Raw genomic sequence first — 16,788 nt, forward strand, 5'->3', positions numbered from 1 at the left:
CCACGTTTCGGGCCGTTTCGAGCAGCTTAGGCAGCGATGTCGGCGCTGTCACGGGTTCACTTGCTCGGCTCACGAAGAAGCCAGCCAGGTACTTTACGGCGGTACTTTACGCCGGGGCTAATCTATGATGCTATCGCTTCGACGGCGGTAAAGCGCCGAGTTCAAAGCCGAGGCGAAACCGGAAAGCCGGTTGCGGCTATATGAGGGGAGAGGTGGGATGAAATGGCTCGTGGCAGCTGCGCTCGCGGCGGTGCCGGCAAATCAGGCAGCGGTCCAATCTCCAACTCCGCCGCCGCCCGCCGCAGCGCAGGGCGGCCTGAACGACAAGCTGATCAACAATCCACTCGCCCCGTGGAACGCCTATGGACCGAACCAGACGAGCAAGTTGCTCGATACGGAGGGGCCGAAGGGCTATCCTGCAACCCGCGTGACGATCACCAAGAAGGGCGCGAATGCATGGGACGCCGGCGTTGGCGTGCCGTTGCCGAAAGCGATCACTGCTGGTGACGTCATCTATCTGGCGATCTACCTGAGAGCACCGAACCTCAAGGACGGCGAAACGGTCATCATGCCCTTCTACGGCGTCGGCGGACCCGCGCCCTCCTATGCAACGATCGTTACCGACCACGCGACCATCACCAATCAATGGGCTCAATATTATGCGGTCGGGACGGCGAACGACAACTTTGCGGCCGGCACCACGCAGGCGACCGTACATCTGGCCGGCGAAAAGCAGGTGATCGACGTCGGGCCGATCCGGGTTTTCAACCTCGGCAAAGGCTTCGACACGTCTCGATTGCCACATAACAAGTAGCGGCCCGTCACCGTGCCATCGGCTGGTCGCTCAGCCATCCTCGAACTTGGGGCTAAGCATCGCCTGCGTCACACGGTCGTATAGTGTTTCCCAGGCAATGCGCGTCGCGGCGTCGAAGCGCTCGCCCAGCATCTCGGCGAGCGTATCGATCAGCACGCTGCCGACGTAGCCGTAATGCTTCGGCAGCACGCCGTAATTGACGTGCCGTCGGCCTAGCTCCGAAAGCCCCGCTTGCCACGCTCCGGGCTCATCGAGCTGCTCGATCAGCGCGTCGATCGTGAGACGAAACACGCTGATCTGCCGCGCCAAGTCATCGGGAAATAGCGCGCGCGTGAAGGGATGTTGTTCGAGCAAGCGATGGTAGAACAGTGATGAATAGTTCTGATCGAGCCGCTTGACCTCGGCATAACTGGCGCGGACCAGCGCCACCTGAGCGGCGGACAATTCGACTGTGCCGGTCATTGCCCACCGGCATTGTCTGCCCAGAGCCAGGCGAGCGCAGCCGGCTCATCGTTGAAAATGGCGTAGCGCCCGTCGACCAGCCGCTTGGCCTGCATGCGGTGGAGCGGGCTGGCGATCAAAAGCGCGATACACTTCGACGGTGAGTTCGGGCGAACCATGCGGGTGATCTCGGCGACCGCGTCCTGCGGAAGTATGTTCTTGTGCCGCATGTCGACCAACGTTCGAAGCTCACCGTGCCGCACGCCCATCGCGAGCATTTGCCGCAGCGTTGCATTCACATCGGCGGCGAAGCGAGTGGTGATCTCCGCGTTCCAGTCACCTGCGAGCGTCAGGTGCAGGAAGCCACGTGGCGCGTCAGGCGTAATCGTGTAGGTCGGTTCCACCATCGCAGCACACTACAACAACGAGCCGCGCAGAGCCTTAAATTAACTGGGAAATTGTTTACAATTTCGTTTAGCCACTTGCTGCAGTCGCGATGATTGCAGCACGAGCGGCTGTTCTGTGCCAAGTCCCGGCGCGTCGTTCATCGTCAGGATCTGGATCACCGATTGCCTATCCAGGGATCGCTGTCGTAGTTTGCACGCGCGTGCCGAGGGATGGAACCATGAGCCAGATGATCGGAGTAGGGCTGATCGGCTATGGCCTCGGTGGGCGGGCCTTTCATGCGCCTTACGTCGAAGCGTCGCCTGAAATGACGCTCCGTGGCATCGTCTCTCGTGATCCCGCGAAGGTTCATGCCGACCTTCCGCATGCCCGGGTCGTCGCGGATGTAACCGCGCTTCTTGCCGACGCCGAGATCGACCTGGTTGTCGTGTCCAGCCCCGATGAACTTCATGCGGAACACGCGCTCGCTGCGCTCGAGGCGGACAAGCACGTCCTGATCGACAAGCCGTTCGCGACGTCCGTTGCGGATGCTCGCAGGCTGGTAGAGGCCAGCGAGCGATCCGAACGCTTGCTGACCGTGTTCCACAATCGGCGATGGGATGCCGACTTCCGTACGCTTCGGGCGCTGCTCGCCGACGGCCGCCTGGGTGAGGTGGCCACGATGGAAAGCCGCTTCGATCGCTGGCGTCCCGAACCTGCCAGCACCTGGAAAGAGGCACGTCCGGGTGGGTCGTGGATCGACCTGGGTCCGCATCTCGTCGATCAGGCGCTGGTGCTCTTCGGGCGGCCGCTCGCGATCAGCGCCGATATCGCCACGCTGCGTCAGGGCGCGCAGGGCCCTGACTATTTTCAGGCAACGTTGCGATACGCAGACAAAAGGGTGACACTTCACTCCAGTAAGTTGGTCGCGGCGCATGACCTTCGCTTCGCCGTACACGGCACCGGCGGCAGCTGGATCAAGCACGGCATCGACCCGCAGGAGGCAGCAACGGTCGCAGGCCGCAGACCGGAAGGCGACGGCTGGGGCCACGATCCGCTGGATGGAATGCTGACCCCGGGGGATGTCGGCACCGCCCCCATCCGCATCCCCAACCTGAATGGCGACTATCGCCTGTTCTGGTCTGCACTTGCGGCTGCGATCCGTGGAGAAGCGCCTAACCCGGTGTCGCCCCACGAAGCGATCGCCGTGATGGAAGTCTTGGACGCGGGCGCGCGAAGTGCGGCAACCCGCTTCGAGGTTGTGCTCTAGAAGGCCCGCCGACTTCCGCCGTTCAATCAGGTGGAGGAAAGGCCGACCGCCCCCGCTTAAGCATCCTAGCTTTGAATGAAATCGAGAAACGCGCGTAACGGCGGTGGCACGAGGCGGCGGCCAGAATAGTATAGGAACGGGCCCGTGAAGGACTGCGACCAGTCCGGCAGCACCGCTTCCAACGCACCACTGGCCAGCAGCGGCCGGAGCCAGTCCTCGAAGAGGTGGATGATCCCACCGCCTGCGACCGCGATATCGACCAGCAGGTCCGCCGCGCCGGAAACGCTGGCGATCAACTGCCCCCGTGGCTCGACCCGCACGATCTCGCCCGAGCGCTCGAATTCCCATGGGCTGGTCAGCGCGCCGCTGGTGAACCGGCCGCGCAGGCAGGCATGTTCCAGCAGGTCGCGCGGATGGTCGAGCCGCCCATGCGCGTCCAGATAGGCCGGCGATGCGGCAGTCGCAAAGCGCTGGACGCGGGGGCCGATCGGCACCGCGATCATGTCCTGCTCCAGCCGTTCGTCATCGCGGATGCCTGCGTCACAGCCCGACGCGACCATGTCGACGAACCCGTCCTCGGCGACGATCTCGACCTGAATGTCGGGATAGGCGGCGAGAAAACCGGGAAGGATCGCCGGCAGCACCAGCCGCGCCGCGCTTACCGGCACGTTGAGCTTGAGCGTACCCGCCGGCGTGTCGCGGAACAGGTTCACGACGTCGAGCGCCGCTTCCACTTCGCCCAGCGCGGGCGCCAGCCGCTCGATCAACCGCGTCCCTGCCTCGGTCGGCGTGACGCTGCGGGTGGTGCGATGGAGCAGACGGACGCCCAGCCGCGCCTCTAGCCGCCGCACCGCCTCGCTGAGCGTCGACGCGCTCGATCCGGCGGTGCGCGCCGCATCGCGAAAGCCGCGCGCCTGCGCCACCGCCAGGAAAGCGTTCAGGTCGCTAAGGTCAGCCTTCATTGTTCGCGTTTCCGTACGGCCCGTGCGGATCACTCCGGCTTATCGTGATGATCCGCAAGTCGTATCTCCGGAACAGCACAGGAGAACGACGATGACGATCGACCAGGCAGGCACTTATCCCTTTGCCGGACGCAGCGTGAAGCGGCTTGGCTATGGGGCGATGCAGCTCGCCGGGCCGGGCGTCTTTGGACCGCCCCGCGACCACGATGCTGCGCTCGCCGTGCTGCGCGCTGCCGTGGAGGCGGGGGTCAACCACATCGACACCAGCGACTTCTACGGTCCGCACGTAACCAATCGCCTGATCCGCGAAGCACTGTCCCCCTACCCCGAAGACCTGTTGATCGTGACCAAGATCGGCGCGCGGCGCGGCCACGATGCGTCCTGGTTGCCCGCGTTCGAACCCGACGAACTGACCCGCGCCGTCGAGGACAATCTGACCAACCTCGGGGTGGAGGCGCTCGACGTCGTCAACCTGCGCCTGATGTTCGACGTGCATGGCCCGGCGGAGGGATCGCTCGTCGCACCGCTGAAGGCGGTTGCAGACCTGCAACGACAAGGGCTGGTGCGCCACATCGGCCTCAGCAACGTGACGGCGACGCAATTCGCGGAAGCTCGCGACATTGCCGAGATCGTCTGCGTCCAGAACCAGTACAATCTCGCCCACCGCGACGACGACGCCTTCATCGACGCACTAGCAGCGGAGCGCGTCGCCTATGTGCCCTTCTTCCCGCTGGGCGGATTCAGCCCCTTCAATCCGCGGCGCTGTCCGACGTAGCGACACGACTGGAAGCGACGCCGATGCAGGTGGCGCTCGCCTGGCTGCTCCAGCACTCACCCAACATCCTGCTGATCCCCGGAACGTCCTCGGTGGCACACCTTCACGAGAACCTCGCCGCAGCGTCACTGTCGTTACCCGATGACGCCGTGGCCGGGCTCGACGCGATCGGCCGCTGATCAGGCCGGCTGATTGGCGAGCACCGCGTCGAGCAGCGCCGGAAAGCGCCGCTCGAATTCGTCCCGGCGCAATGTGTTGATCATCTCGCGGCCGGCCTGCGTCGTCTCGATCAATCCGGCCGCGCGCAGCAGCTTCAGATGGTTGGACAGCGTGCTCTTCGGGATCGACTCGCACGGCGCCGCATCGGTGCAGCTCAGCCGCTCGGTCGCGGCGAGCCGCGCCACCATGGCCAGCCGATTGGGATCAGCCAACGCGTGCAGCGCCAGGTCGAGCGGAACGTCCTCCAGCCGGGGATGGGTGAAACGGGGCATACGGCAGATATAGGACATGCCGGTAAATTTAATAGTTCGGGAATATTGAACTTTTGAACCGTAGCACCATCTCCCGTCAGCCGACAGCGCACGATGCGTGATCGCGGGCCTGATTTTTGGAGAATGCACATGTCCCTCGCACGCAAGACGGCGCTCGTCACCGGCGGATCGCGCGGTATCGGCTCGGCCATCGCCAAGCGACTGGCGGCGGATGGCGCGGCGGTGGCGATCACCTTTGCCGGCAACAAGGCCGCGGCGGACGCTACCGTGGCGGCGATCGAGAGCGCCGGCGGCACCGCCTTCGCCTTCCAGGCCGATGCCGCCGATCCCGCCTCGCAGCGTGCCGGCATCGAGCAGGCCGCCGCCGCATTGGGCGGGATCGACATCCTTGTCCACAATGCCGGGGTGGCCGAATTCTCCTCCGTCACCGAGGATACCGACGAGACCTACGATCGCCAGTTCGCCGTCAACGTGAAGGGCCTGCATGTCGGCACGCGCGCGGCCCTGCCGCACCTTCGCGACGGTGGCCGGATCATCCTGATCGGCAGCATCTCGGGCGAATTGGCCTTCCCTGCGACCACGGTCTACAGCGCGACCAAGGCGGCGGTGGCGGCGCTGGCACGCGGCTGGGCCAAGGACCTCGCATCGCGCAACATCCTGGTCAACACCGTGCAGCCGGGCCCGATCGACACCGACATGAACCCGGCCGACAGCGACTTCGCGGGACAAATGCTGCACGCGATCCCGCTCGGCCGCTACGGCAAGGTCGAGGAGATCGCAGGCGCGGTGGCGTTCCTCGCCGGCCCCGATGCGAGCTATATCACCGGCACCACGCTCAACATCGACGGCGGCGCGACGGCGTAACGCGCCGGGTCGGCCCCTCTCCGGTGCGGGAGGGGCCGATCATCCGTCCATATACGCTGCCAGTTCCTCGGGCGTCCCGTTTACATGTCCGCGGCGGTCGGGCGGACGATCACCTCGTTGATGTCGACGCCCTCCGGCTGCTCCAGCGCATAGCGGACCGCCCGAGCGATCGCGTCCGGGGTCAGCGCCTTTTCCGCCACCCCGTCAGTGCCGTCGCGACATCGGGATCGGTGATGTCATGCCCCAGTTCGGTCGCGACGACCCCCGGCGAAATAAGCGTCGACCGTATTTCGTCATGCTCCTGACGCAGCCCTTCGGTGATGGCACGCACGGCATGCTTGGTGCCGCAATAGACGGCAGCGGTGGGCATCACCATGTGCGCAGCGACCGAGGCGACGTTGACGACATGGCCGCTCTTCTGCGCCAGGAAGCGCGGCAGGACCGCGGCGATACCGTTGAGGACGCCGTGGATGTTGACGTCGACCATTCGCTTCCACTCGTCCCGCTTCAGCGCGGCCAGCGGCGAGAGCGGCATGACACCGGCATTGTTGACCAGCACGTCGACGCGCCCGAACCGCGCCGCGGCGGCGTCGACGAAGGCGTCGAAATCAGCTCCGTCGGTGACGTCGAGCGTACGCCACTCGACCGTCTTGCCGAGTTCCTCCGCCAGTGCCTGCAACCGCTCCGCCCGGCGCGCGCCGATGAACAGCCGTGCGCCGGCCGCGGCCAACTCACGCGCCGTCGCCTCACCGATCCCGCTTGACGCGCCGGTGATGAGGACGACCTTGTCTATGCTTCCGACCATGATGCATTCCTTGGCTTGATCTGACAGCCAGCAAGATGGTGTCGGGCAGTTCGCGAGCGGTAGAGCGATCGTCCGGACGCTTTGCCCGATCCTCCAGAAGCAGCGGTGCCCGCTTGCGCAGGTCGGGTGGCTGATGAATGACGATCGGCATGGACCGGATCGCCGAACTCGCTGCCGTAATCGACCGTCACGTCACCGGATCAGGGATATGCATGACCGCGATGCCGCATGTGTCGTTGATCCGCGCCGATCGACCCAGCACGCCGACGCCCGCTGTCTACGAAGCCTCACTTTGCCTGATCGCACAAGGGTCGAAGCGCGTGTCGATCGGCGATCATAGTGTCGTCTACGATGCGGCCCATTATCTCCTTGTCTCGGTCGACCTGCCGCTCGTCGGCCATGTCATCGATGCGAGCCCCGAGCGGCCCTATCTCTGCTGCAAGATCGATCTCGATTCCGCCATGCTGGCCGATCTGATGGTGGCCGAAGGCGGTACGGTGCCGCGCGCCGACCTGCCGGCGATCGGCGTCTACCCCAGCGATCCCGACCTGATCGACGCCGCGTGCCGGCTGGTCGGGCTGCTCGATCGACCGGAGACGGTTCAAGTCTTGGCGCCGTTGATCGAGCGCGAGATCCTGTACCGCCTGCTCACCGGACCGCATGGGCCGATGCTCCGCCATGTCGCGACGGTGGGCAGCCACCTCAACCAGGTCAGTCGCGCCATCGCCGCGATCCGTCGCCGGTTCGACGCGCCGATCCGCATCGACGAGGTCGCCACCGAGGCGGGCATGAGCCCTTCCTCGCTCCACGCGCATTTCAAGGCGATCACCCGCATGACGCCGCTCGAATATCAGAAGCAATTGCGCCTGCAGGAAGCCCGGCGCCTGATGCTGGTCGACGGCGCCACGGCCGGCGCGGCAGGTTTCGCGGTCGGCTATGAAAGCCCGTCGCAGTTTAGCCGCGAATATCGCCGCCTGTTCGGCGCACCGCCACGCCAGGACATCGAACGGCTGCACGCCGCCCCGGCGGCCGGCATGGCTCTTTAGGCTGGCGACTAAGCTCACGTGAGTGAGCGAGGTACAGGTGAAGACTGGTGGGCATCGAAATGATGCCGATCGGCACACCCTCGCGACTGATTCTTTTTCCGGGAGGCGGGTACGCACTGTCCATGGCCCATCAGTCAGCAGCCCCTATCGTGTCCACGTCGCTCGGCGATGTGCGTGGTCGACACCTTGGCAGCGTTCGTCATTTCGTCGGCGTCCCCTATGCCGCGCCTCCGGTCGGCGCCCGACGCTTCGCGCCGCCCGAGGCAGCACCGGCGTGGGACGGTGTGCGCGACGCCACGTCTCGGGGAGCGACCGCTCCGCAGAAGTTACGCGCGGTGCCGGGCCTCGCGATCGAACCGCTGGTCGGGACTGGCTGGACCCCGGAGACGATTATCTGACGCTCGACGTCTGGACGCCCGACGACGCCGCGAATTTGGCGGTCATGGTCTTCATTCATGGCGGCGGGTTCGTCATCGGCAGCAAGGACGCTGCGGTCCAGGACGGGGCGACCTTCGCGCGCGACGGCGTCGTTTGCGTCTCGATCAACTATCGAATGGGTGTCGATGGCTTTCTGCCGATCCCGGGCGTGCCGACGAACCTCGGCCTGCGCGACATGATCGCAGCGCTCGGCTGGGTGCAGGCGGAGATTGGCGCATTCGGTGGCGATGGCGGCAACGTTACCGTGTTCGGCGAGTCGGCGGGCGCGATGGCGATCGCCGATCTCGTCACGTCACCGCTAGCGGCGGGGCTGTTCCGGCGCGCGATAATCCAGAGCGGCCACGCTGCCATGACCCGCGAGACCTCCGTCGCACGCCGCCTGGTCACGAAGATGGCCAAGCTCCTGGATATTCCCGCCACCCGCGAAGGCTTCGCGAGCGTTCCGATAGATGCACTGCTCGATACGGTCGAGAAAGTGTCGCTGCCGACCGCGCGCATCGATCTCCGCGATGCCGACGGACGCGAACCGGTGTTCGGGATCAGCCGCTTCGTCCCCGTCCACGGAGACGATGTCCTGCCGGTGCAACCGCTTGAGGCACTGAAAGCGGGTGCGGGACGTGAAATCGAGATACTGATCGGCACCAATGCCGAGGAAATGAACCTCTATCTCGTTCCATCCGGCGTACGCGACAAGATCGGTCGCCTGCTCGCCTGGTTCGTTCTGCGAAAGTCGCAGCCGAACGCCTGGAAGATCCTGAAGGCTTACGGCGCGGGCCGCAAGAAGGGCGGTCGCGCGCTGACCGACGCGATGACCGATCTCGTCTTTCGCTGGCCCGCGCGCCGTTTCGCCGAGGAGCATCGCGGCCCCACCCATGTCTACGAACTCGAGTGGCGCTCGTCCGCCTTCAAAGGCGAACTCGGGGCTGCCCATGCGGTCGAAAATCCCTTCGTCTTCGACACGCTCGCCGTCGCCTCCGGTCCCGAAGGTGTCCTCGGCGAGGATCCGCCGCAGGACCTCGCCACGCGCATTCATCGGCTATGGATCGACTTCGCGCGCGACGGCTCGCTTCCCTGGGCACCGTTCGATCGCGACACGCGGCAGGTCTACCGGCTGGAGGCGGGGCAAGCGGTCCATGAACCGGTGATGCCCGCCGCGGCGTTCCTGCCATGACCCGGTACGCCGACCGACAGCGGCTCGACGGCCGCACCGCCTTCGTCACCGGCGGCGCGCAGGGGATCGGCTGGGCGTGTGCCGACGCGCTCGCCCAGTTCGGCGCCGCGGTGATGATCGCCGATCGCGACGAGCATCTGCTGGAGACCGGCCTCGCCAGCCTTCGCGCCAAGGGGCATCGCGTCGAGGGCGTCTGCCTGGATGTCACCGACAGCGCAGCCGTGACCGCCGCTGCCGACATGACCGGCGGCGTCGATATTCTGGTCAACAATGCCGGCATCGCGCGCAGCGATACGCCAGCAGAGGACGTCACCGACGAGCATTGGCTCAACGTCCTCGACGTCAACCTCAACGGCAGCTTCTGGTGCGCGCGCGCCTTCGGCCGTCACATGCTGACGAAGGGCCGCGGATCGATCGTCAATATCGGGTCGATGTCCGCCGTCATCGTCAACCGCCCGCAACCGCAAAGCTATTACAACGCCTCCAAGGCGGCGGTGCATCAGTTGACGAAAAGCCTCGCTGCCGAGTGGGCGTCGCGCGGCGTCCGCGTCAATGCGGTCGCGCCGACCTATATCGCGACCCCCTTGAACGCCTTTGCCGATCGGAGCAGCGACATGTACCGCCGGTGGATCGACGGTACGCCGCAGGGCCGCCTCGGTGAGCCGGAAGAAGTCGCGGCGGTCGTTGCCTTCCTTGCGTCCGACGCCGCGAGCCTGATGACCGGCAGCGTCGTCATGACCGACGGCGGCTATTCCTGCTGGTAAATCAATCGGGAGAGCCGATCGGCATAGTCGACGGACCTTTCCGATAGGTCGAATTATGGGCATACCTATCGGACAGGTGGACGCCACGATCCACTTATCTTGAGAGGATCACCATGCGTCGTCCGCTGTTCGTCCTGACCACTGCCTTGGCGCTGACGCTGCCCGCCTATGCCGCTGCACAAACGACAGATGCGGAAGGTGCGCAAACGTCGAACCAGGGCACTCCCGCCGATCCGCAAACCGACGCCGACACGCCGACCAATCCGGCAGCGTCGGACATCGTCGTCACCGCACGGCGCCGCGAAGAGCGGCTGCAGGACGTGCCGATCGCGGTCACTGCGATCTCGGGTGATGCGATCAAGCAGCAGCAACTGGTCGTCGTGCGAGACGTCGCTGCCTACACGCCGGGCCTCAACATCAATTCGGACTCCGTCGGCCGCGCCTTCGTCTCGATCCGCGGGATCGGCACGACGCTGATCGATACCGTGCAGCCGGGCGTCGGCATCTTCATCGACGGCATCTATCAACCGAACACGACCTATCTGAACTCGCCCTTGGTCGACGTCGCACGGGTCGAGGTGTTGCGCGGACCGCAGGGTACGCTGTTCGGCAACAACACGCTGGGTGGCGCGATCAACGTCGTGACGCGTCAGCCATCGAACGACTGGCAGGGGCGCATCGACGGCGCGCTGGCAAGCGGCGACAATTACGCCTCGGTGTCGGGCAGCATCTCCGGACCGATCGTCAAGGACGTGCTCCAGTTCCGCATCGGCGCCGCCTATCACATCGAGGACGGGTTCCAGCGCAACCTTCTCGCCGGCGGCAACCAGAACCCGCTGGAGACGAAGAGCGTCAACGGCACGCTCCGCTTCGTCCCCGCCAGCTGGGCACGTTTCACGCTGAACGGCAGCTACGATCGCGTGTTCGGCGGCGCGACGCCCTATTTCAACGTAGGCGGTCCACGCGACTATACGCTGGACGGACGCACCAACCAGCGCAGCCTGGCAACGATCGACTATTACGCCGCCAATCTGAAGGGTGAATTCGACGTCGATAGCCTGAAGACCACGATCACCGCGATCGGCGCCTACAACCAGTCCAATTATTCGGGCGCGGGCGACGCCGACTACAGCCCGTTCGACTTCTTCCGCTCGACCAGCAACCGCACGCTGAAGACGCGGACCGGCGAGTTGCGCTTCGACACCAAATGGAGCGACCGCTTCACGACGCTGATCGGGGCCTTTTACGCCAAGTCCGACACCGACAGCCGGGGCACCACCACCGTCGTGCCCGCCGGGCTGACGGTCCCGGCGACCGCGACCGCCGAGAATGAGAATATCGCGCTGTTCGGCACCGGCTTCCTCAATCTGGGGGATGGGCTCGATCTCGCGGTCGGCCTGCGATACGATCATCAACGGCTGAGCGCGTCGACCGCTGGCCTGCCGGCCGCCTACAAGGCCGACCAGTGGCAGCCCCGCGCGACGCTGACGAAGCGTTGGACGCCCGACTTCATGACCTATGTCTCGGTCGCGCGCGGCGCGCGCGGCGGCGGGCAGAACGGTCCGGGCGCGCCGAACCTGATCTATCGCGGCGATACCGTCTGGACCTATGAGGTCGGGTCGAAGGCCAGCGCCTTCGACGGACGACTGACCGCGAATGTCGCGGCCTTCTACAACGACTACAAGAACTTCATCGGTGCGAATGCGCTGGCGCCGTCGACGATCCTCAATCCCGCCACCGGTCAGCCGGTCGGGTTCGTCGCGATCAACCTCAATTCGGGGAACGTGAAAAGCTACGGTGCCGAAGCAGAACTGTCGTTCAACGTCAATCGGCTGTGGCGCGTCTATGCCAATGCGACCTTGCTCCACGCGCGCGTGACCGATGCCTCGCAATTCCAGGCGACGACCGGCTATGCCTATCCGGGCGACCGCATCCTGTTCGTTCCCGACGCCAATTACGCGGTCGGCACCAACCTGCGCCTGCCCTTCCACAAGGATCAGGCGCTGGTGCTCGACACCAACGTGGTCGCGAAGGGCAGCCGGACCGGCGCGTCGCTCGACGCTGCATCGGTGCCGGTGCTGGCGCCCTATCACCTCGTCAACGCCTCGCTGACGTGGCAGGGCGGTCCGCTGGAGGTCGGCGTCTTCGCGACCAACCTGTTCGACGAAAAGTATCTCGAAACCTACCTCGACGCCTCGCTGCTGCGCCGCGCCGGGCTGCCCGCGCCGTTGGTTTCCAACCTTGCGCTACAGACGCCGCGACGTCGCATCGGGCTGCGCGGCACGGTGCGGTTCTGAGATGGAACACGCCCCCGCCCTGTGCGCGCGCCGCTCGACGACGGCTTCATTGCTCGGCTCCAGCAACGCTTCGGCGACGCGCTCGACCTCGGTGAGAGCATGCGCCGTCAGCACGGCACCAGTGAAGCGCATTTCGCGGAGGCGCTGCCCGATGCGGTCGTCTTCGCCGCATCGACCGAGGAAGTGGCCGACTGCGTGCGCCTGTGCGTCGCCGCCGGAGTGCCGATCGTGCCGTTCGGCGCGGGCACGTCGATCGAGGGCAATGCGCTGCCGATCCATGGCGGCGTCAGCATCGACCTTTCGCGGATGGACGCGATCCTGGCGGTTCACGCGGAGGATTTCGACTGCACCGTGCAGGCCGGATGCCGGCGCGAGGCGCTGAACACCCACTTGCGCGACACCGGCCTGTTCTTCCCGATCGATCCCGGCGCGAACGCCACGATCGGGGGCATGGCGTCGACGCGTGCCAGCGGCACCAATGCGGTCCGCTACGGCACGATGCGGGAGGCGGTGCTGTCGCTCACCGTCGTCACCGCCAACGGCGACGTCATCCGTACCGCCACCCGCGCGCGCAAGTCGGCGGCGGGCTACGACCTCACGCGCCTGTTCGTCGGCTCAGAGGGCACGCTCGGCATCATCACCGAGGTCAGCCTGCGCCTTCACCCCATCCCCGAACAGATCATGTCGGCGGTATGCGGGTTCGAGACGTTGCAGGGCGCGGTCGATACCGTCGTCCAGTCGATCCAGTGCGGCATCCCGCTCGCGCGGGTCGAGATCCTCGACGACAAGCAGATGGCGGCGGTCAACCGCTGGTCCAACCTGACCTATCCCGAGGTCACGACCTTGTTCTTCGAATTCCACGGCTCTCCCGCCGGGGTCGCCGAGCAGGTCGAGACGGTGGCCGCCCTCGCCGAGGCGAATGGCGGCGGGCAGTTCGCCTGGTCGAACCAGCCCGAGGAGCGCGCGCGGCTGTGGAAGGCCCGGCACGAGGCCTATTATGCTGCGATCGGGGTCCGTCCGGGTGCGGTCGGCTGGACCACCGATGTTTGCGTACCGATCAGCCGCCTGCCGGAATGCATCCTCGCCACCCGCGCCGACATCGACGCCGGGACCGTGCCCGCCGCGATCCTCGGTCACGTCGGCGACGGCAACTTCCACGTCATCTTCGCCATCGACCCCGCCGCTCCCTACGAGTTCGAGGAGGTCGAGGCGATCAATCGCCGGCTGGTCGAACGCGCGATCGCGATGGACGGCACCTGCACGGGCGAACACGGCGTCGGCCTCGGCAAGCAGGACTGGCTGGTCGCCGAGCTGGGCGATGCCGTCGACGTGATGCGCATCCTCAAGCGCGCGCTCGACCCTAAGAACCTGATGAACCCCGGCAAGATCTTCAGCCTGTGACGCACGGAGCGAGCATCATGACCGACACCGCGATAGCGCTGCCTGCGTCGACGATCGGCAGCACCAGGCCGGGCCGCACCCTCCCCTCGCTGCTCGCGCTGACGCTCGCAATGGCGATCGGTTTCACGATGATGGCCTCGTTCGGCACCGTGCAGGAAGGTGCGAAGGCCGAACTCGGGCTCAGCGACGCCGCGCTCGGTGTCATACAGGGGGTCAGCGCCGCGCTCGCGCTGGTCGTCTTCTCGATCCCGGTCGGCATCCTCGTCGACCGCTTCAACCGCACCCGCCTGCTCGTCGCGCTGGCGCTGGTGTGGACCGCGGGCACCTCGCTGACCGCGATGGCGAACGGCGCATCCATGCTGTTCGTCGCGCGCGTCCTGACTGCGACCGGCACCACCGGCGCGCTCACCGCCGCGCTGTCGCTGACCGCCGACCTATGTGCTCCCGAACGTCGCGGACGCGCGATGCTGCTCGTCAACATCGGCAAGATGGCAGGGCTCGCGGCGGCGTTCGGCGTCGGCGGCTGGCTGTTCGGGCAGATCGCCCGCGGCGGCCTTCCCGTCGTCGCGGGCATGGCGCCGTGGCGCGGCACCCATGCGATCCTCGCAGGGGTCGGCCTTATCCTCATCGTGCCGCTGCTGCTGCTGCGCGAGCCCGCCCGGCGTGAGGTCGCCGCCGCCACCCGCGCGCCGTTCAAGGTGCTCACTGCCGAGCTGTGGTCGCGTCGCGCCTTTCTCGGCCCCCTGTTCGTCGGTCAGGTTGCGGTGGTGATGGCGGACAATGCCGCATTGGTGTGGGCTGCGCCCGTGCTGTCGCGCCATTACGGCCTTCAACCGGGCGACTTCGCGGGCTGGATGGGCGCGTTGGTTTTCGTCAGCGGCCTCGGCGGCACGCTGCTTGGCGGGTTCACCGCCGACTGGGGACAGAAGAGCCAGCGCCGCGGCGGCCTGCTGATCGGTGCGGTGGTCGCGGCCGCGATTGGCGTGCCCGCCGCGCTCTTCCCGATCGGCCCCACCGTCACGTGGTTCGCGATCGCTTTCGGCACGCTGTCGCTGTGCGGTGCGGTCACCGGGCTCGTCACCTCGGTGGCGCTTACCGTGCTCATCCCCAACGAAGTGCGCGGGCTGTGCATCGGCGCGTTCATCGCCTTCGCCGGCCTGATCGGCTTCGGCATCGCACCCTCGCTGGTGACCGCGATCAGCAGTCTGCTTGGCGGTGAGGCGCATCTCGGCCCGGCGCTCGCTGCGGTCGGCGTCGTTACCGGGCTGCTATCGGTAACTGGCTTTGCACTTGCGATGCGCGCGGCGCCAACATCGGCGATTGACGAACCTGTCTGATAGGTACATATTTCCGATCTGAGGGAGAGGGTTGATGACGCCGATGCAGCGGATCAAGGTGTCGCCGGAAATGCTGGCCTATGTCGGGCCCGGCATCCTCGATAAGGTCGATCGGCCCGCAACCGACGCGATCATGTTCCGCTACGATCTCGGCGACGATCCCCCCACCTTCGCCTATGTCCCCACCCTCTGCAAAGCCGATGGTGCGACCGTGATCCTGATCGTCTCGGCGGAGGCTTGCCGCCGTATCTTCGGCTCGCTGCCCGCAGCGCCGGGCTGTTGGTATCTGCCTGCGGACCTTGCACTTCTCGCGATCGCCATCCGCGACTGCGCGCTGGCGGAACCCGCTCGCGCGACACTCCGGCTGGCGAAATGCATCGAGCTGCTCTGCGCCACCTTCGCCAACATCGATGGCGCCGCGCTCGTGCCGGCAGCAGGAAGCGGTGCGCTGACCGAGCGCGATGCCGCCGGCCTCGCCGCTGCGCGCCGGCTGGTCGACGAGCGCTGGCAGGAGAAGCTGACGCTCGACGGCATCGCACGCGCTTGTGGCCTCAATCGCGCCAAACTGACCCGTGGTTTCCGGCAAACGTTCGGCTCGACCGTCGCCGACGCGATCACCGATCGTCGCCTGCAGGGCGCTCACCGTCTGCTGCTTGCGACCGACCTGCCGGTTTCCTCGATCGGCTATCGCTGCGGCTACAGCAATAACGCCAGCTTCACCCGCGCCTTCTCGCGCCGCTTCGGCATGGCCCCGACGCGGCTCCGGGCGATCGAAGCCGCTGCATGAAGAGCATGGCGCGTCTTGATGATGGCGGCTCGCTCGTCGACCTGGCTGTTCGCCGTGTCCGCGACCACATCCGCGATCAGGATCTTAAGGTCGGCGACACGCTGCCGGGCGAGGGTCAGTTTGCGACCGAACTCGGCGTCAGCCGGGCGGTGATGCGCGAGGCGTTCGGCGCGCTCGCGGCATTGCGGCTCATCGACGTCGCCAATGGCCGTCGTGCGCGCGTCGGTGCGATTGACGGATCCGTGATGGGCACGTCGCTCGACCACGCCGTGGCGACCGCCCAGGTGACCGTAGCGGAAGTCTGGGACGTTCGTCGCACCCTCGAACTCCGTACCGCCGATCTCGCTGCCCGCAATCGCAGCGATATCGATGCCGTGGAGATAATCGCCGCCGCAGCGGCGATGCGCGCTGCGGCGAACATCGAGGCGATGACACGAAGCGACATCGCGTTCCATCAGGCGATCGCGCGCGCGAGCCGCAACATGCTGTTCGTTCAGATCATCCGGTCGTTCGAGCCGCTGATGACGGTTGCGGTGCCGCTGGCGTGGAACACGCGGGACACTGAAGCAGCTCGTGAAGAGGTGCTCTCGCGACACGGCCTCATCGCCCAGGCAATCGCGGACCGGGATGGTGCGAATGCCGCCGCACTCATGCACGCCCACTTCGACGTGTCGATCGGTAGCGTCCTGTGAACTTCCCGGCCGTTTAGGCGATTTGATCGCGGCATGACCCGTCTGATGG

At 66.1% G+C, this 16,788-nt stretch carries 16 protein-coding genes and 2 pseudogenes; 13 read left to right on the plus strand and 5 right to left on the minus strand.

Translation table 11 applies throughout. The features are described from left to right. Positions 1 to 217: 217 nt before the first annotated feature. Positions 218 to 814, plus strand: a complete 597-nt coding sequence (locus QP166_RS12825; RefSeq protein ID WP_333916253.1) for a hypothetical protein — start codon at positions 218 to 220, stop codon at positions 812 to 814. 30 nt (positions 815 to 844) lie between these two features. On the opposite strand, the gene QP166_RS12830 is transcribed toward QP166_RS12825, so the two are convergent. Both QP166_RS12830 and QP166_RS12835 read right to left on the minus strand, forming a co-directional pair. Further along, positions 845 to 1,276 carry a globin domain-containing protein gene (locus QP166_RS12830; protein ID WP_333916254.1) on the minus strand — a complete coding sequence of 144 codons (432 nt, stop codon included), beginning with the start codon at positions 1,274 to 1,276 and terminating at the stop codon, positions 845 to 847. Beyond that, the gene (locus QP166_RS12835; RefSeq protein WP_333916255.1) at positions 1,273 to 1,662 is read right to left on the minus strand and encodes a hypothetical protein; all 390 of its coding nucleotides are present in this window, start codon (positions 1,660 to 1,662) and stop codon (positions 1,273 to 1,275) included. Before QP166_RS12835 ends, QP166_RS12830 begins: the two co-directional genes overlap by 4 nt. 218 nt (positions 1,663 to 1,880) lie before the next feature. Here QP166_RS12835 and QP166_RS12840 point away from each other — a divergent pair, with 218 nt between their 5' ends. Beyond that, positions 1,881 to 2,909, plus strand: coding sequence for an oxidoreductase (locus tag QP166_RS12840; protein ID WP_333916256.1), 1,029 nt, complete (start codon positions 1,881 to 1,883; stop codon positions 2,907 to 2,909). Positions 2,910 to 2,974: 65 nt separating this feature from the next. Here the strand turns inward: QP166_RS12840 and QP166_RS12845 are convergent, their stop codons facing one another. After that, positions 2,975 to 3,871 (minus strand): LysR family transcriptional regulator, encoded by an 897-nt coding sequence (locus tag QP166_RS12845; protein ID WP_333916257.1) that lies wholly within the window; start codon positions 3,869 to 3,871, stop codon positions 2,975 to 2,977. A gap of 91 nt (positions 3,872 to 3,962) precedes the next feature. Here QP166_RS12845 and QP166_RS12850 point away from each other — a divergent pair. Next, positions 3,963 to 4,825, plus strand: a pseudogene (locus QP166_RS12850) (aldo/keto reductase family oxidoreductase). Here the strand turns inward: QP166_RS12850 and QP166_RS12855 are convergent. After that, positions 4,826 to 5,137, minus strand: coding sequence for an ArsR/SmtB family transcription factor (locus QP166_RS12855; RefSeq protein WP_333916258.1), 312 nt, complete (start codon positions 5,135 to 5,137; stop codon positions 4,826 to 4,828). Positions 5,138 to 5,266: 129 nt separating this feature from the next. Between QP166_RS12855 and QP166_RS12860 the strand changes: the two genes are divergently transcribed. Further along, entirely contained in the window at positions 5,267 to 6,001 is a 735-nt protein-coding gene (locus QP166_RS12860) for an SDR family oxidoreductase (RefSeq protein WP_333916259.1), read from the plus strand. 80 nt (positions 6,002 to 6,081) lie between these two features. Here QP166_RS12860 and QP166_RS12865 read toward each other — a convergent pair. Further along, positions 6,082 to 6,806: pseudogene (locus QP166_RS12865) on the minus strand (SDR family oxidoreductase). Between the two features lie 149 nt (positions 6,807 to 6,955). Between QP166_RS12865 and QP166_RS12870 the strand changes: the two are divergent. From QP166_RS12870 to QP166_RS12910, 9 genes are all read left to right on the plus strand, one after another. Next, positions 6,956 to 7,852 (plus strand): AraC family transcriptional regulator, encoded by an 897-nt coding sequence (locus QP166_RS12870; protein WP_333917342.1) that lies wholly within the window; start codon positions 6,956 to 6,958, stop codon positions 7,850 to 7,852. A gap of 149 nt (positions 7,853 to 8,001) precedes the next feature. Continuing rightward, positions 8,002 to 8,250 carry a carboxylesterase family protein gene (locus tag QP166_RS12875; RefSeq protein WP_333916260.1) on the plus strand — a complete coding sequence of 83 codons (249 nt, stop codon included), beginning with the start codon at positions 8,002 to 8,004 and terminating at the stop codon, positions 8,248 to 8,250. Between the two features lie 35 nt (positions 8,251 to 8,285). Then, positions 8,286 to 9,461 carry a carboxylesterase family protein gene (locus tag QP166_RS12880; protein ID WP_333916261.1) on the plus strand — a complete coding sequence of 392 codons (1,176 nt, stop codon included), beginning with the start codon at positions 8,286 to 8,288 and terminating at the stop codon, positions 9,459 to 9,461. Beyond that, on the plus strand, positions 9,458 to 10,225 hold the full coding sequence (locus QP166_RS12885) for an SDR family NAD(P)-dependent oxidoreductase (RefSeq protein WP_333916262.1): 768 nt from the start codon (positions 9,458 to 9,460) through the stop codon (positions 10,223 to 10,225). Before QP166_RS12880 ends, QP166_RS12885 begins: the two co-directional genes overlap by 4 nt. Positions 10,226 to 10,338: 113 nt before the next feature. Beyond that, positions 10,339 to 12,522, plus strand: a complete 2,184-nt coding sequence (locus QP166_RS12890; protein ID WP_333916263.1) for a TonB-dependent receptor — start codon at positions 10,339 to 10,341, stop codon at positions 12,520 to 12,522. Between the two features lie 21 nt (positions 12,523 to 12,543). Next, positions 12,544 to 13,923 carry an FAD-binding oxidoreductase gene (locus tag QP166_RS12895; protein ID WP_333916264.1) on the plus strand — a complete coding sequence of 460 codons (1,380 nt, stop codon included), beginning with the start codon at positions 12,544 to 12,546 and terminating at the stop codon, positions 13,921 to 13,923. A 17-nt stretch (positions 13,924 to 13,940) separates the two neighbouring features. Further along, a complete protein-coding gene (locus QP166_RS12900) occupies positions 13,941 to 15,260 on the plus strand; it encodes an MFS transporter (RefSeq protein ID WP_333916265.1) in 1,320 nt (439 codons plus the stop codon). 34 nt (positions 15,261 to 15,294) lie between these two features. Further along, positions 15,295 to 16,047 (plus strand): helix-turn-helix transcriptional regulator, encoded by a 753-nt coding sequence (locus tag QP166_RS12905; RefSeq protein ID WP_333916266.1) that lies wholly within the window; start codon positions 15,295 to 15,297, stop codon positions 16,045 to 16,047. After that, positions 16,044 to 16,739, plus strand: a complete 696-nt coding sequence (locus QP166_RS12910; protein WP_333916267.1) for a FadR/GntR family transcriptional regulator — start codon at positions 16,044 to 16,046, stop codon at positions 16,737 to 16,739. Before QP166_RS12905 ends, QP166_RS12910 begins: the two co-directional genes overlap by 4 nt. The last annotated feature ends 49 nt before the right edge of the window (positions 16,740 to 16,788 follow it).

The organism is Sphingomonas sp. LR60 (assembly GCF_036855935.1).
In the GTDB taxonomy this organism is placed as follows: Bacteria; Pseudomonadota; Alphaproteobacteria; order Sphingomonadales; family Sphingomonadaceae; genus Sphingomonas.